General features: G+C 70.4%; 11 protein-coding genes and 1 pseudogene. 7 read left to right on the forward strand and 5 right to left on the reverse strand.

Going from position 1 to position 15,268, the window contains the following annotated elements:
• Window positions 1-181, reverse strand: a pseudogene (locus tag FHW79_RS29985) (IS6 family transposase); the annotation flags it as partial.
• A 224-nt stretch (window positions 182-405) separates the two neighbouring features.
• Here FHW79_RS29985 and FHW79_RS29990 point away from each other — a divergent pair.
• Window positions 406-1,023, forward strand: coding sequence for a DDE-type integrase/transposase/recombinase (locus FHW79_RS29990; protein ID WP_183182305.1), 618 nt, complete (start codon window positions 406-408; stop codon window positions 1,021-1,023).
• 81 nt (window positions 1,024-1,104) lie between these two features.
• Here the strand turns inward: FHW79_RS29990 and FHW79_RS29995 are convergent, their stop codons facing one another.
• Complete coding sequence (locus FHW79_RS29995) at window positions 1,105-1,791, reverse strand: TetR/AcrR family transcriptional regulator (protein WP_247884680.1); 687 nt, start codon at window positions 1,789-1,791, stop codon at window positions 1,105-1,107.
• A 397-nt stretch (window positions 1,792-2,188) separates the two neighbouring features.
• On the opposite strand from FHW79_RS29995, the gene FHW79_RS30000 reads away from it, so the two are divergent.
• From FHW79_RS30000 to FHW79_RS30025, 6 genes are all read left to right on the forward strand, one after another.
• Entirely contained in the window at window positions 2,189-5,251 is a 3,063-nt protein-coding gene (locus tag FHW79_RS30000; protein ID WP_247884681.1) for a molybdopterin cofactor-binding domain-containing protein, read from the forward strand.
• On the forward strand, window positions 5,248-6,084 hold the full coding sequence (locus FHW79_RS30005; protein WP_183182306.1) for an FAD binding domain-containing protein: 837 nt from the start codon (window positions 5,248-5,250) through the stop codon (window positions 6,082-6,084). Before FHW79_RS30000 ends, FHW79_RS30005 begins: the two co-directional genes overlap by 4 nt.
• Window positions 6,072-6,641: a (2Fe-2S)-binding protein gene (locus FHW79_RS30010; RefSeq protein ID WP_183182307.1), complete on the forward strand. Its 570-nt coding sequence runs from the start codon at window positions 6,072-6,074 to the stop codon at window positions 6,639-6,641. The genes FHW79_RS30005 and FHW79_RS30010 overlap by 13 nt, the downstream gene beginning before the upstream one ends.
• On the forward strand, window positions 6,634-8,175 hold the full coding sequence (locus FHW79_RS30015) for an AMP-binding protein (protein ID WP_183182308.1): 1,542 nt from the start codon (window positions 6,634-6,636) through the stop codon (window positions 8,173-8,175). Before FHW79_RS30010 ends, FHW79_RS30015 begins: the two co-directional genes overlap by 8 nt.
• A gap of 26 nt (window positions 8,176-8,201) precedes the next feature.
• On the forward strand, window positions 8,202-9,011 hold the full coding sequence (locus FHW79_RS30020; protein ID WP_183182309.1) for an enoyl-CoA hydratase-related protein: 810 nt from the start codon (window positions 8,202-8,204) through the stop codon (window positions 9,009-9,011).
• 149 nt (window positions 9,012-9,160) lie between these two features.
• On the forward strand, window positions 9,161-11,242 hold the full coding sequence (locus FHW79_RS30025) for a methyl-accepting chemotaxis protein (protein WP_183182310.1): 2,082 nt from the start codon (window positions 9,161-9,163) through the stop codon (window positions 11,240-11,242).
• A 54-nt stretch (window positions 11,243-11,296) separates the two neighbouring features.
• On the opposite strand, the gene FHW79_RS30030 is transcribed toward FHW79_RS30025, so the two are convergent.
• The 3 genes from FHW79_RS30030 to FHW79_RS30040 form a co-directional block, all read right to left on the reverse strand.
• Entirely contained in the window at window positions 11,297-12,160 is an 864-nt protein-coding gene (locus tag FHW79_RS30030; protein WP_183182311.1) for an AraC family transcriptional regulator, read from the reverse strand.
• A 160-nt stretch (window positions 12,161-12,320) separates the two neighbouring features.
• Entirely contained in the window at window positions 12,321-13,739 is a 1,419-nt protein-coding gene (locus tag FHW79_RS30035) for a UbiD family decarboxylase (RefSeq protein WP_183182312.1), read from the reverse strand.
• An 88-nt stretch (window positions 13,740-13,827) separates the two neighbouring features.
• Window positions 13,828-15,222 carry a sodium:solute symporter family protein gene (locus FHW79_RS30040; protein ID WP_183182313.1) on the reverse strand — a complete coding sequence of 465 codons (1,395 nt, stop codon included), beginning with the start codon at window positions 15,220-15,222 and terminating at the stop codon, window positions 13,828-13,830.
• Window positions 15,223-15,268: the final 46 nt, after the last annotated feature.

Here is a 15,268-nt window from a genome sequence, read left to right on the forward strand (position 1 = left end):
CCGGGGCGTAGGCCTGGATCCAGCGGTAGAGCGTCGTGTGATCGACCGCCACGCCGCGGTCGGCCAGCATCCGTTCCAGATCGCGGTAGCTGATCGGGAACTGCAAGTACCAGCGCACCGCCCACAGGATCACCTCAGCCGTGAACTGTCGGCCCTTGAACGGGCTCTTCCCGCTGCGCATCACCGTGTCACCCCGGCCACCGAAAGAGCTGGGTTTTACCCGATCTCCGCCCGCCGGCAAACTTTGCAACGGAACCCGATGGACACGCTGGAGTCCCGAGCGATGCGGGTGGACGTGGAAAAGGCCCTGGCCATCGCCTTCGACAACCAGCCGGAGCATCTGGCCCAAATCCTTGCCATTGAACGGAGCAAAATCGCCCTGGCGGTCGCGCGGAACCAGCGCCAATGGGACCTCGCGGCCGTCGGGGGGCCAGTCTGGAACGGACACGCGCTCCGCTGGGCCGGGCGCGGGACAGCGGCGTCTATGGCGGGCTGCAATTCGTCGTGCCGCCGGGCGACCTGTCGCTGGAGCAGGCGGAGGTCGGGGCCAACGTGGCATGGTGCGAGGCCGAACTGCGGTTGGAGGCGCTTCGCCATCGGATCGAGAAGGAGGTCCGGGACGCCGTCCGCAACGCCCAGACCCGCTGGCGGCAGCTCGAACTGGCGCGCCGGTCCCGTGATCTGGCGCGCCGGAAGATCGACGTGGAGAATCAGAAACTGAAGGTGGGCCGTTTGTCGAACTTCCAGATGCTGAGCTTCGAAGCGGACCTCAGAAATGCCGAGAACGCCCTGCTGTCCGCGGTGATCGCTTACGCTGGTGCGCTGACGGCTGGACGTGCGGGCAATCGTGGGGGAACGCGGCGGCGTGTCGACTGGAGATGGTGTGTGGACGAGACCTACCCGAAGGTCGGCGAACGGTGGTGTTGGCCGTACCGGGGCATCGACAGTGATGGTGCCCAGGTCGACGTCCCTATCAGCGAACACCGCGACCGGCCACCGATGACGAAAACAATCCGTCGCTAACAATCCGTCGCTCATGGGAACACCGCCCAGGCTGCGAGGAACGTCGGTGCGGTAGCGGTAAGAGCCGGCCCGGGAGCCGGCTCAGCGGGCGGTGGCCGGCAGCGATCGTCCCGCCCCGTGCAGGAACAAGGCCCAGGCCTGATCGAAAAACCGGTCCCGGGCCTCTGAGGACGTGTAGGTCATGCGGCCCAGCATGGCATCGTTCGACGGTCCGAACACGATGGAGTGCAGCAGGTGGGCGGCAATCATGCGGGGGTCGTCGCCGCCCAGCCTGCCGTCCCACTGCGCGGCGGCGACCAAGGCGACCAACCGGTCGGTGATCGGGTCGCTTTCCCACTGGTCGCGCTGGTCTTCGCCGAGGAGGGGCGCCTCGCTCAAGGCGATCCGGTTCAGCGCGATCATGTCCGGTTCCAGGTTGACGTCGAGAAACCAGCGGGCAATGCGCTTCAACCGCGACAGCGCATCGCCGCCGCTGCCGCCGGCGGCGTCGATCTCGGCTTGGAGGCCGTTCAAGGTCCGCGTGCGCATCCGCTCAACCACCGCGGCGAAGAGCGCGGCCTTCGACGGAAAGCGCCGACAGATCGTGTCCTTCCCCGCACCGCAGGCGGACGCGACCTGCTCGATCACGGTCGCCGCGAAGCCCTGGGCCGTGAAAAGCTGCGCCGCGACGTCGATGATCCGGTTGGAGGTTTCGTCGGAGGTTTCGGCGTCCTCCTCCTCGGCTGGGCGGCCGACGCGTGCCCTGGTGGGCGACGATTCCTTCATCATTCCTCTGCCTGCACCAGCCAGCCATGGACAGGCCGCACATCAACGCAAGAAAGACGTCGGTTTTTCATGAGGTTGCCAGCGGACACGCGCTCCTCGCCCTTGGTATTCCCGTCACGCGCGACCGGCGGCCGCGCCCCCCTTCCTAGCAGACGGGCGGCGCACCGCCCACACCTAAAACGGGCAGGGCGAGCCGCCGCCGCGCAGCATGGGTCGCTGCACGACCCCCGCATGATAACTAACCGGGACCATCGCCCCGCATCCGCGCCTTCAGACGGACGAACGGGAGAGGCACAGACGCCTGATGTGCAAAAATCAGACGCTAGGGTAAATCGCGATACTCCACGGTAAAGGGTTTCCCCGCCAAACCTTCTAGGCTTCCCGCAATAGGAGGTCGGGAATGACGGCGATGCGAACTGTTGAAAGTGGGGCTGGCGGTCGGGCGGCGGTCGACCATCGGCCGGGCGTGGCGGTAACGGACGCTGAGCCCGCGGCGCAGCCTTTCGTCGGCCGTCCCATGCCGCGGGTGGAGGATGCCGCCCTGTTGACCGGCGTGGCCCGCTACGCCGACGATCTGCCGGCCAAGCCCGGCACGCTTCATGCGGCGATCCTCCGCTCCCCCCACGCCCACGCCGAGATCCTCGGGATCGACACCGCCGCTGCCCTGGCGACCTCCGGCGTGGCCGCGGTGGTGACCGGGGCCGACGCCAAACGCGTCGCCAGCCCGTTTCTCGTCGGCGTGCGGGCGCCGATGGAGCATTGGTGCCTGGCCGTCGACCGTGTCCGTCATGTCGGGGAACCCATCGCGGTGGTGCTGGCGGACAGCCGCTACCACGCGGAGGACGCGCTCGACCGCATCGAGGTGCGATACCGTCCTTTGCCGCCGGTCACGTCGATCGGACAGGCGCTGGACCCGGCGTCGACTCCGCTGCATCCGGGGCTCGCCTCCAACCTCGTCAACAGCCGCAGCTTCCGCTATGGCGACCCGGAAGGCGCCTTCGCGCGCGCCGCGCGCACGGTGTCCATCGAGGTGGAGTTCCCGCGCAATTCCTGCACGCCGATGGAGTGCTTCGTCGTGCTGGCCGAACACGACGCGGCCGAGGACGCCTACGAGATCCTGTCGAACTTCTCCGGCCCCTTCGCGGTCCATCCGGTGATGGCCAAGGCGCTGAACGTCCCGGGATCGCGCCTGCGGCTGAAGACGCCGCCCCATTCCGGCGGCAGCTTCGGCAACAAGCAGGCGGTCTTTCCCTACATCGTGCTGATGGGGCTGTGCGCCCGCGTCTCCGGCCGGCCGGTGAAATGGGTGGAGGACCGGCTGGAGCATCTGATGGCCGCCACCTCGGCCACGGCGCGGCGAATGCGCATCGATGCGGCGGTGGAGCCGGACGGCAAGGTCCTGGCGCTCCGCATGGAGCAGACGGAGGATTGTGGCGCCTATCTGCGCGCGCCGGAGCCGGCCTCCCTCTACCGCAACCACGGCAACCTGACCGGCGCCTACGACATCCCGCACCTTGCGGTGACCAACCGCATCGTCGTCACCAGCAAGACGCCAACCGGCCTCAACCGGGGCTTCGGCGGCGGGCAGCTCTATTACGGGCTGGAGCGGCTGATGAACCGCGTCGCGGCGGAGCTTGGGCTCGACCCGCTCGACGTGATCCGCCGCAATCTCGTGGCGGCCGACGCCATGCCCTACCGCACGGCGTCGGGCGGGTCGCTGGACTCCGGCGACTATCATGCCACGCTGGATGAGGCGGTGCGCGACGGCGCGCTGGACGCGCTGAAGGCCCGGCGCGACGCGCTGCGCGCCCAGGGGCGGCTCTACGGCATCGGCTACGCCGCGGTGGTCGAGCCGTCCATCTCCAATATGGGCTACATCACCACCGTCCTGACCGCCGAGGAACGGCGCAAGGCCGGGCCGAAGAACGGCGCGCAGGCGACGGCCAGCGTCGCGGTGGACCCCACCGGCGGCGTCTCGGTTCACGTCTCCTCCGCGCCGCAGGGGCAGGGACACCGCACAGTGCTGGCCCAGGTGGTGGCCGACGTGTTCGGCCTGGGCGTCGAGGACATCCGTGTCAACACCGACCTCGATACCGGCAAGGACGCCTGGTCGATCGCGTCGGGCAACTACTCCAGCCGCTTCGCCGGGGCGGTGGCCGGGGCGGCGCAGGTGGCCGCGACGCGGTTGCGCGACCGCATGGCGGCGCTGGTCGCCGGATCGCTCAACAGCCGGCCGGAGGAGGTGCGCTTCGCCGGGGGCAAGGTCTTCGCGGCGGGGAACCCGGACAACGCCCTGTCCTTCTCCCGCGTCGCCGCCGCCGGCCATTGGGCGCCGGGCACGCTGCCGGACGGGCGGGAGGCGGCGCTGCGCGAAACCGCCTTCTGGACGCCGGAGCCGCTGAAGGCGCCGACCGACGCCGACCACATCAACAGCTCGGCCTGCTACGGCTTCATCGTCGACTTCTGCGGGGTGGAGATCGACCGCGACACCGGGGCGGTGCGGATCGACCGCTACGTCACCATGCACGACGCCGGCCGGCTGCTGAATCCGCTGCTGGTGGAGGGCCAGATCCTGGGGGGCTTCGCCCACGCGGTGGGGGCGGCGCTCTACGAGGAATACGCCTACGGCGACGACGGTCGCTTCCTGTCGGGCACCTTCGCCGACTATCTGGTGCCGACCGCCTGCGAGGTGCCGGTGCCGGTCATCCTCCACCGCGAGAGCCCGTCGCCGGTCACGCCGCTGGGCGCCAAGGGGGTGGGGGAGGGCAATTGCATGAGCACGCCCGCCTGCCTCGCCAACGCCGTGGCCGACGCGCTCGGCGGGCCGGTGCCGTCGCTGCCCCTGACCCCGGCCAAGATCGCCGCGCTGATCCATCCGCCGGAGCCGCCGCGCCCGGCGGCGGCAGGGGCGGCAGGGGCAGTGGGCGCACCGGCGCCGTCGGCCTCCGGCGGGCGCGGCTTGACCGGGGAGGGCAGCCGCGAGGTTCCGGCGCCGCCGGAACAGGTCTGGGCGATCCTGCTCGATCCCAAGGAGCTGGCCGCCCTGCTGCCGGGCTGCGAGGCGCTGGACCACGCCGGTCCAGACGCCTATCGGGCGGAGGTGGTGGTCGGCATCGGGCCGGTGCGCGGTCGCTACACTGCGGAGGTCGCCCTGTCCGACCTCGACCCGCCCCGCTCGCTGACCCTGACCGGCAGCGGGGCGAGCGCGCTCGGCACCGGGCGGGGCACCGGCCACGTCACGCTGGAGCGCACGGCCGGGGGCACCCGCGTCACCTACCGCTATTCCGCCGAGGTCGGCGGCAAGGTCGCGGCGGTCGGCGGGCGCATGCTCGACAGCGCATCGCGCCTGCTGATCGGCCAGTTCTTCGAGAAGCTGGTTGCCCGCGCCGGGGGGGCGCCCGCGCCGGCCGAACGGCCGGGCCTTCTCACCCGCCTGCTGCGCTTTCTGGGGCTGAACCGATGAAACCCGCGTCCTTCGATTACCTGCGGCCGGCCACGGTCGCCGACGCCCTGGCGGCGCTGGCCGCGGGGGGCGACGACGCCCGCGTGATCGCCGGCGGCCAGTCGCTGATGCCGATGCTGAACATGCGGCTGGTGCAGCCGCGCCTGCTGATCGACCTCAGCCGCCTGGAGGAGCTGCGCACGCTCAAGGCCGACTCCGGCTGGCTGAGCGTGGGGGCGGCGGTGACCCAGACGGAGCTTCTGTCCCGCCCGACCCTGCGGGACGAGGTTCCGCTGCTGGCATCCGCGCTTCCCTGGGTCGGTCATTTCCAGACCCGCAACCGCGGCACCGTCTGCGGCTCCGTCGCCCACGCCGACCCCAGCGCCGAGGCGCCGCTCTGCCTCGTCGCCACTGGAGGCGAGGTGGTGCTGCGCAACGTCCGGCGCCGCCGCACCGTGAAGGCCGCGGACTTCTTCCTCGGCCCGCTGACCACGGTGAAGGCGGCGGACGAGATCGTCGAGAGCGTGCGCTTCCCGCTCGCCGCCGCCGGCAGCGGCCACGCCTTCCGCGAGGTCTCCATGCGGCACGGCGACTTCGCCATCGCCGCCTGCGCCGCGACGGTGGACGGGACGCAGGCGAGCCTCGCCGTCGGCGGTGTGGCCGACCGGCCGACGCTGCGCTCCTGGCCGCTCGCCGGCGGCGCGCTGCCGCCGGACCTCGATGCGGCGCTGAACGCCTTCGCCTGGGACCTCGGGGGCGACGACGACCAGCACGCCACCGCCCGCTACCGCCGCGACCTCGTGCGTCGCATCGGCCGCACCGTCCTCGAGGAGGCCCTGTCATGCCGCCGCTGAAGAGCGCTGTCACCTTAGCCGCCGACGCGCGCCACACCGTCACCATCGTCCTGAACGGCGCCCCCCGCACCGGCCAGGCCCATCCCCGCCTGCTGCTCAGCGACTTCCTGCGCCACGAGCTGGGCGCCCACGGCACCCGCGTCGGCTGCGAGCACGGGGTGTGCGGCGCCTGCACGGTGCGCATCGACGGCGTGGCGCAGCGCGCCTGCCTGACCCTGGCCGTGCAGGCCGACGGGCGGCGCATCGACACGGTCGAGGGGCTGTCCCAATCCAACGAGGGGCCCAACCAGGGGCCCAACGAGGGGCGCATGACCGCGCTCCAGGAGGCCTTCCGCCGGCACCACGCCCTGCAATGCGGCTTCTGCACGGCCGGCATCCTGATGTCGCTGTCCGATTACCTGGGCCGCAACCCGAAACCCACCGAGGAGGAGCTACGCGACATGTTGAGCGGCCATCTTTGCCGCTGCACCGGCTATGCCGGGATCGTCCGCGCCGTGATGGACGTGACCGGACAGACCCCGGAGCCGGGGGCCATGGGCGAGGCCGCCCATGTTTGACCTCGGCCGCAGCATTCTGGCCAGCGCGGAGCGCAGCCCCCGCGCCCTGGCCATCGTCGACGGCGATCTGCGCCTGACCTACGCGGAATGGCTGGACCGCATCCGCCGGCTGGTCGGCGCCTTCGACCGCTTCGGCCTGTGCCCCGGCGACCGCATCGCCACCGCCCTGCAGAACAGCTGGGAGATGGCAACCATCCACTGGGCCTGCCAACTGGCGGGCATCGCCGTGGTGCCGCTGAACTGGCGGGTGAAGGCGGACGAGCTGGATTACTGCCTGCCCAACGCCGAGGTGCGCGTCCTGTTCTTCCAGGATGTCTCGGCGGAGGCCACGGCCCAATCCGCCGTCGCGCAAGCGCTGCCGCGGATCGCCGTCGGTTCGGACGTTGACGGCGGCACCCACCGCTTCGCCGCGCTGCTCGACGCTGATCCGGTGGCGGCGGTTCCGTGCGCCTCGCCGGAACACGTCTCGCTGTTCCTCTATACCTCCGGCACCACCGGCAAGCCGAAGGGCGTGCCGCGCCGGCACCGGGCGGAGCGCGCCGCCGCCGTGGCCCATGTCGCCCAGAACTGCTACCGCCGCGGCGAGCGCACGCTGGGCGTCATGCCGCTCTACCACACCATGGGCGTGCGCTCCCTGCTGGCGATGGCGCTGGTGGATGGGACCTTCGTCTGCCTGCCCCGCTTCGACACCGCCCGCGCGCTGGAACTGATCGCGGCGGAGCGGCTGACCTGCCTCTACCTCGTGCCGACGCTCTATCACGACCTGCTGGCCGACCCGGGCTTTCCCGCCACCGACGTGTCGTCGGTGCGCAAGCTGGGCTTCGCCGGCGCGTCGATGACCGACGGCTTGCTGAAGCGGCTGGACGCCGCCTTCCGGCCGGAGCTGTTCGTGAACCACTATGGTTCGTCGGAGATTTACACCTTCACGCTCGACCAGAACGCGCCGGCCAAGCCCGGTTCCGCCGGCAAGGCGGCGCTGAACCAGCGCATCCGCGTCGTGACGCTCGGCTCCTACGACCCCGACGACGTGGCTCCGGCGGGCGAGGAGGGGCAGATCATCGCCGACCTGTCGGGTGACGAGGCCTTTGAAGGCTATTGGAAGCGCCCCGACGCCGACGCCAAGGCGCTGCACGCCGGCTGGTACTTCACCGGCGACATCGGCTTCTTCGACGCGGACGGCGACCTGTTCGTCACCGGGCGGGTGGACGACATGATCATCACCGGCGGCGAGAACGTCTCGCCCGTGGAGATCGAAAGCGTGCTGTCCCTGCACGACGGCGTGCTGGAGGTCGCCATTGCCGGCCTGCCCGACGAGCGCTGGGGCCAGCGCGTGGTCGCCTTCATCAGGCGAGTGCCCGGAGTGGAGGCCGCCGACCTGGACGCGCATTGCCGCACCTCCGGCCTCGCCAACTTCAAGCGCCCGCGCGAGTACGTCTTCCTGGACGAAATCCCCAAGTCGCCGGTCGGCAAGATCCTGCGGCGCAAGCTCCAGGCTGGCGAATACCAGCTCGAACACAGCCCCACCACGCTCTGAACACCCGACTTTTCTGGAGAGAACCCGTGAAGCCCTATTCGTTCGACAGCAGCAACCGCCTCCTTGCCGATCTCGACGGCTTCCGCGTCGAGATCGACGAAGCCAAGGAGCGCGCCGACATCGTCCTGCACCGCCCACCCTTCAACATCATCAGCATGCTCCAGCGTGACCAGTTCGGCGCGGTCTTCGCGGCGCTCGACCGCGATCCGAAGGTACGCGTCATCGTCCTGCGGGCGGAGGGCGAGAACTTCTCCTCCGGCGGCAAGATCGCCGGCTTCCTGGAACAGACCCCGGAGCATGTGTCCGAGCTGGCGATCAACGTCGCCGCCCCGGAACGCTGCCGCAAGCCGGTGATCGCCCAGGTCCGCGGCTATTGTTTCGGTGTCGGCTTCGAGCTGTCGCTGGCCTGCGATTTCCGCATCGCGTCGGAGACCGCGCAGTTCGCCCTGCCGGAAATGCGCATCGGCATGATCCCCGGTTCGGGCGGCTCGGCCCGCCTGCTGCACATGATCGGCATCGCCCGCACCAAGGACATGGTGATGCGCGCCAAGCGCGTTCCGGGGCGTCAGGCCGCCGACTGGGGTTTCGTCACCGAATGCGTCGCCGACGCCGAGCTGGAGGCGACCGTCGCCGCGCTGGTGGACGAGCTGCGCGGCTTCTCCCCGCTGGCCCAGCGCACCATCAAGGGCGTGCTGAACAGCGGTAACAACGTGTCGGTCAACGGCGCCATCGAGATCGAGGGCCAAGCCTACGGTCGCCTGCGCGGCTCCGAGGACTTCGCGGAAGGCGTCGCCTCCTTCCACGAGAAGCGCAAGCCGGTCTTCAAGGGCCTCTGAACGCCGGCGGCCGCAGACCGCCGGTCGGGCATCCTCACCTTCCTCCGGCTCCGCCGGGGGAGGGTGAGACCCGTAGCGGGCGGCGTTGGACCAGGGTGGTTTTTTCAACCCGTACAGCGTGGCGCGAAGCCCGTGTCGAGGAGCGTTGGATGAGAATCCGGGCGGTTTTCCTGTCGTGCGTCCTGGCCATGGCGACGGTGGCCGGGGCGGTGTCGGTCACCTTCGTGGCCGGTGAATGGGGCAACTACCGCCGCGCCGTTGACGCCCGCCTGCTTTCCAAGGCGATGGGCGCGGTGCTGCGTGTCACCGAGACGATCGTGTTGAGCCGCGGTGTGCAGAACGGCGCCCTGCTGGCGGACGCCCCGGCCGGTGAGGAGGCGCGCGCCAAGATCGCCGCCGCCCGGCGCGACATCGCCGATGCGCTGGTCGAGGCCGAACGCAAGGTGCAGGCCGCCCGCTACGCCGGCCAGCCGGCGGCTCTCGAGACGCTCGGCGCGCTCGGGCAGACCCTGGAGACTCTCCACGCCGAGGTCGATGCGGCCATCGCCCGGCCCAAGCCAGAGCGGGACCAAGCCTTCATCAAGGGTTTCGGTGAGCGCATCGTGGCCCGTGTCAAGGATCTGGGCGGCGTCGCCAACGGGCTTGAGCGCGCCGTGGCGCTCGCTGACCCCAACGTCGCCCGGCTCGCCGGCATCGCCCGCCTGTCCTGGGACATGCGCGAAGCCGGCGGACGCCGTGTCGCCATCTTCACCACCGTGGTCGGCGCCAAGCGCCCGCTGACCGTCGGCGAGATCGAACTGGCCGCCTTCCTGGCCGGCGAGACGCGTCACGCCTGGGCGCGCCTGCAGGCAACCGCTGCCCAACTCGGCGACGCCCCGGCCCTCGCTGCGGCGCTGCGCGGCACCGAGGCGACCTTCTTCGGCGCCACCGACGCCCTCATCGCCGAGCTGACCATCAGGGGACGCGCCGGCGGTGACTACGCGATCTCCTTCCAGGACGCCTGGTCCCGTCTGGTCGGCGGCGTGCAGTCGGCGCTCGCGGTGCGCGACGCCGCCGTCGCCGAGGCACTGACTCAGGCCGATGTGGCCCGCGGCGCGGCCTTCCTCCGCCTGATGCTCGCCGTCGGCGCGCTGGCGCTCGTGACGCTCACCGTGGTCGGCGTGGCCATGCTGATCGGCCGGCGCATCGTCGATCCGCTGGTTGGCATGACGGCGGTGCTGACCGAGCTGGCGCGCGGCGAGCGCGACGTGGCGGTGCCGGCGCGCGGGCGCGCCGACGAGATCGGCGAGATCGCCGCCGCGGTCGAGGCGCTGCGCGTCACCGCCAAGGAGGCTGACCGGCTGGCCGCCGAACAGGCCGCCGGGCACGTCCGGCGCCAGGAGCGCGCCCGCGTGGTGGAGGCTGCGGTCGCCGGCTTCGACCGTTCGATCACCCGCATCCTGTCCACGGTCAACGGCGCCGCGGGCGAGCTTGACGGTACGGCGCGCGGCATGACGGCGGTCGCCGGCGAGGCGAGCCGGCAGGCGACCACGACGGCCGCGGCCGCCGAGGAGACGGCGGTGACGGTGCAGACGATCGCCGCGGCGACCGAGGAGATGACCAGTTCGATCCAGGAGATCGGCCGGCAGGTCGCCAGCTCCAACGCGGTCGCCGCCCAGGCCCAGGCGCAGGCCCGGGACACCACCGGCTCGGTGTCCCACCTCACCGGGGCGGCGATGCGGATCGGCGAGGTGGTGAAGCTGATCCAGGACATCGCCAGCCAGACCAACCTGCTGGCGTTGAACGCCACCATCGAGGCGGCGCGGGCCGGCGAGGCCGGCAAGGGCTTCGCCGTGGTCGCCAGCGAGGTCAAGCAGCTGGCCACCCAGACCGCCAAGGCCACCGAGGACATCGCCGCGCAGATCGCCGCAGTGCAGGAGGCGACTCAGGGCACCAGCGCCGCCATCGACGGGATCGGCCGGACGATCGCCAGCATCAACGAGATCAGCGCGGCGATCGCCGCGGCGGTGGAGGAGCAGAGCGCCACCACCGGCGAGATCACCCGCAACGTCCAGCAGGCGGCCCACAGCACCACCGAGGTCAGCCGCAGCATCGCCGGCATGAACCAGACGGTCGCGCGCACCAGCAGCGCGGCCGCCGAGGTGAGCGGGGCGTCGAGCGCGCTGGCCGGTCAGGCCACGGAGCTGCGCCGGGAGATCGAAAGCTTCCTCGCCGGCATCCGCGCCGCCTGACGCCCCGCCGTCCCTGTTGCCGTCCCTGTGCCGTCCTCGCCGTCGCGCGGCGGGTCACGCCCCCGCGGCGGCGGGCTGGTTGTAAAGGGTGACGACGCGGCGGTACTCGGTCGGCGTCACGCCCTGGTGGCTCCGGAAGAAGCGGCTGAAATGGCTGGGGGCCGCGAAGCCGAGCCGGGCGGCGATCTCCGTGGCGCTCTCCCGCCCGGCGGCCATGGCGCCGATGGCCGCCTCCATCCGCAGCACGTTGAAATACATTGCGGGGGTGATCGACAAAGCTTGCCGGAACAGCCGGAACATGTGTGCCCGCGACAGGCCGGCGGCCGCGGCGACGCGCGCGGCGTCGAACTCCTCCCCCAGATTGCCGCTCATGAAGCGGACGGCCTGCCGGACGCGGAAGTCCGGAGCGGCCGTGGCGGCCGGCAGGGCGGTCCCGCGCAGGCTCCGCCAATCGGAGAAGCGGTCGACGATGGCGACCATCAGGTCGAACAGCGCCTCCTCCATCCGCTCGGCCGAGGGATCGCCGTACAGCAGCTCCGCGGTCATGCGGTCGGCGAGGAGCCGGATGTGCGGCGTCAGCGCACCACAGGGATGAGCGAAGAAGCCGGGGTTGCCGCTGGCCGTAAACTCCCGCTGCATGGCTCCGAGCCAGCCGGGTTCGATGTAGAGCGCCAGGATCACGGTGCCCGGCGCTCCCGGCTGGTGGGCGTAGGAATGCGCCTCCCAGCTGTTGACCAGGACGGCCGTGTCGTCGCGCAAGGGGTGGCATCGCTCGCGCACCGCGAACTGCGTGTCGGCGCCCGACGCCTTGATCAGCACATGGCAATGGGGGTGCGCGTGGTGGATCAGCGCGTGGTCCATGTCCAGCAGCGCGACGCGACCGAAGGCGCCCTGGTGAATCCGCATGGCCTTCGACATGATGCGCGATCCTCGTTCTGTTCGTCCCCCATGGTGCGGGAACGTCTGCCGATGGAAACAGTGTGACGGGCGGGGGCCCGGCAAAAAAAGCGGCCGATCCGGCCTTCTGGGACTCCGGATCGGCACGAGTTGGGACGTGACTCGGTGTGGCCGGCCGGAGCTAGCCGATCGCGGTGCGCCAGGACGCGCCGGGATCGACCAGCCGGTCCAGATCCACGCTGTCCTCGCCGGGCACGCGGATGCGCTTGAACTTCATCTCCGGCGCGTCGACCGGGATGGTCGCGTCGATGCCCCATTTGGCGCCCAGCCCGTCCGCCGTGGACGGGTCGAGCTTGGAGCACTGGCTGTCGCCGATGACCACGAGGTCCCGGTCGGCCTGGAAGCGCGTGGCAACGGCCCATTCGACTTCGCGCGTGTTGTGGATGTCCACGTCGGTGTCGACGACGACCACATGCTTGATGTCGTAATGGGCGGCGAAGGCGCCGAGCAGCACGTTTTTGGCTTCGCCGTCCTGCGTTTTCCTCAGCTTCACCACCAGATGGTAGCGTCCGACGCCGCCCAGCGACAGGTGCACGTCCTGCACGCCGGGGAAGTTGCGCTGGAGGGAGGCGAGGATGGTCGCCTCGCGCGGGATGGCGCCCAGCAGAAGATGCTCCAGCCCGCCGCCGACGATGGTGTGGAAGATCGGACGAACCCGGTGGGTCACCGCGTCCACCTGGATCACATGGCGGTCGGCACGCTCGCCGTAATACTGCGGAAACTCGCCGAACGGCCCCTCGGCCTCGCGGACGCGGGGCAGCAGGCGGCCCTCGATCACGATCTCCGCCTGGGCCGGCACGCGAACTCCGTTGGTCAGGCAGCGCACGACCTCCAGCGGCTCGCCGCGCAGCGCGCCGGCGATCTCCAGCTCGTCCTGGCCGACCGGCACGATCGCCTGGGAGGCCAGCAGCGTGGCCGGATCGACGCCGATGACCAGCGCGATCTCCAACGCCTCCCCCTTGGCCTCGGCCTTGCGGTAGAAATGGTCGGTGTGGCGCGGCAGCAGCAGGATGCCGATGCGGTCCGGCCCGTTGATCTGACAGCGGTGGATCGAGACGTTCTGGACGCCGGTCTCCGGATCGCGTGCGATGGTCAGGCCGGCGGAGATGTAGGGGCCGCTGTCGTGCTCGTTGTGGGTCGGGATGGGCAGCAGCCGGGTCAGGTCGATGGGGCCGCGATGGACGACCTCCTGCGCCGGGGCGTTCGTGATCTCGCGCCAGGGGAGCGGCGCGTCGGCGGCCTTGCGGACGTGGGCGATCAGCGCGTCCCCGGAGACGCCCAGTGCCTCGGCCATCCAGGCGCGGTCGGACACGAGGCCGGACACGACCGCCCCCGGATGACCGTCCGGATGGGGGAACATGGTGGCGGTGGAGCCGTCCAGGCGTTTGGCGGCGGCGGCCAGCTCATGGACCAGCCCGACACCGGGGCGCATCACCGTCAGGCGGTTGGTCTCCGCCAGCCGGTCGAGCCAGCCGCGCAGGCCGAAGGCCTTGCTGCGCGGCTCCTGGGAATGGATGCGTTCGATGATGTGCGCGCTCATGGCGTTTGTGCCCTGCTGGAAGAGTTTCAAGGACGCGGCGGGGCCACGCGGGGGGCCGGGGACCGTATGTTTTCCCCGGCCCGCACCGTCAGGCGGTGTCCCGCATGGCCCGGCCCGAGGTCATCAGGCGCGGCAGGTGGCTGATGCTCATCACGATCAGCGGGATGACCAGTGCGATGTAGGCGTTGTCGATGCCGTAGGGATCACCGGCCATGTACCAGCCGATGGTCAGGAACAGCGACAGCACGATGCTGGTCACCGCTCCCTTGGGGCTGCCGAAGGTCGGCGCGTAGAAGATGAAGAGGACCAGCACCGCCAGGGTCAGGCGCAGCGACTTGGCCAGGAAGGTCACCTTCAGGACGTCCGGCGCGAAGATGGCCAGCGGGATCGGCAGCAGGCCCACGACGATCGCGGCGATCCGAACGAACCGCAGGGACTGGCTGTCGCCCGTGTCCTTGCCGGTGATCGGCAGGTAGAAGTCCTTGTAGAGCAGCGTCGCCGTGCCGATGCTGATTGCGGAGATCGTGCCGAACAGCGAGGCGGCGAGGCCGGCGACGACGATCGCCGCCATCATGCTGTCCATCTGCGACACGATCATCGGGAAGGCTTGCAGCGAGTTGATCTTCGGGAACAGCACGGCCGCGCACATGCCGCAGATGGCCGCGGCGATGCCGAAGGGGATAAGCAGGATCGAGGTGTAGAAGCTGGCCCTCTGGGCCTTGCCGGAATCGCCGACCGTGCTGATCGCCTGGAGGACGTACTGGGTGGAGAAGACGGCGCCCGTTCCGGCCAGGACCCAGGCCAGGATCTGCGGCCAGCCGGCGTTGTCCACGGTGAACATGGCCGGCGGCAACTGGGCCCGAAGCTCCGACCAGCCGCCGACCTGGTTCAGCGCGAAGGCGGTGGCGACGATGATGCCGATGTACTTCACGACCGCGTGCATCACGTTCGTGTAGATGACCGAGCGCATCCCGCCCATGCCGACATAGAGCGCGGCGAACATACCGGTGAAGACGATGGCCAGCGACCGGTCGATCTTCAGCAGCCCGGCGAGTACCGCGCCGCCGCTGGCGTAGACCGACACGGCCACGATCTGCAGCGCGAAGATCATGATGATGCTGGTGGCGATCTTGGTGGGCGCGCCGTAGGTCCGGGACAGCGCGCCGGAGATAGTGTTCTCCCCCAGGTCCTTGAACTTCCGGGCGAACAGGAAGGCGTAGAGCACGAAGCCGATGCCCAGTGCCACGAGGTTCCACGCCGCCGAGATCCCCCATTTGTAGCTGGCCTGCGCGGTGCCGACGCTGGCGGTGGTCCCGATGAATTCCGACATCAGCAGGAATCCCACCAGGATGGCGGGATAGGTGGTGCCGCCGGACGTGAAGTTCTGGGCAGTGTTGGAGAAGCGGCGCGCGGCGTAGCTGACCACGCCCATCGCCACGATGTAGACGACAGCCAGGGACATGGCCGTCCAATTGGCTTCCATGCGGATACCCTCCCGGAGTTTGATGACGCCAGGCCCGTTGGTGAGG

Source organism: Azospirillum sp. OGB3, from assembly GCF_014192915.1.
Taxonomy (GTDB): Bacteria; Pseudomonadota; Alphaproteobacteria; order Azospirillales; family Azospirillaceae; genus Azospirillum.

Coding starts and splice junctions, on each gene's coding strand:
- FHW79_RS29990 (WP_183182305.1), top strand. CDS start 406: ATGGGACCTCGCGGCCGTCGGGGGGCCAGTCTGGAACGGACACGCGCT.
- FHW79_RS29995 (WP_247884680.1), bottom strand. CDS start 1,791: ATGATGAAGGAATCGTCGCCCACCAGGGCACGCGTCGGCCGCCCAGCC.
- FHW79_RS30000 (WP_247884681.1), top strand. CDS start 2,189: ATGACGGCGATGCGAACTGTTGAAAGTGGGGCTGGCGGTCGGGCGGCG.
- FHW79_RS30005 (WP_183182306.1), top strand. CDS start 5,248: ATGAAACCCGCGTCCTTCGATTACCTGCGGCCGGCCACGGTCGCCGAC.
- FHW79_RS30010 (WP_183182307.1), top strand. CDS start 6,072: ATGCCGCCGCTGAAGAGCGCTGTCACCTTAGCCGCCGACGCGCGCCAC.
- FHW79_RS30015 (WP_183182308.1), top strand. CDS start 6,634: ATGTTTGACCTCGGCCGCAGCATTCTGGCCAGCGCGGAGCGCAGCCCC.
- FHW79_RS30025 (WP_183182310.1), top strand. CDS start 9,161: ATGAGAATCCGGGCGGTTTTCCTGTCGTGCGTCCTGGCCATGGCGACG.
- FHW79_RS30030 (WP_183182311.1), bottom strand. CDS start 12,160: ATGTCGAAGGCCATGCGGATTCACCAGGGCGCCTTCGGTCGCGTCGCG.
- FHW79_RS30035 (WP_183182312.1), bottom strand. CDS start 13,739: ATGAGCGCGCACATCATCGAACGCATCCATTCCCAGGAGCCGCGCAGC.
- FHW79_RS30040 (WP_183182313.1), bottom strand. CDS start 15,222: ATGGAAGCCAATTGGACGGCCATGTCCCTGGCTGTCGTCTACATCGTG.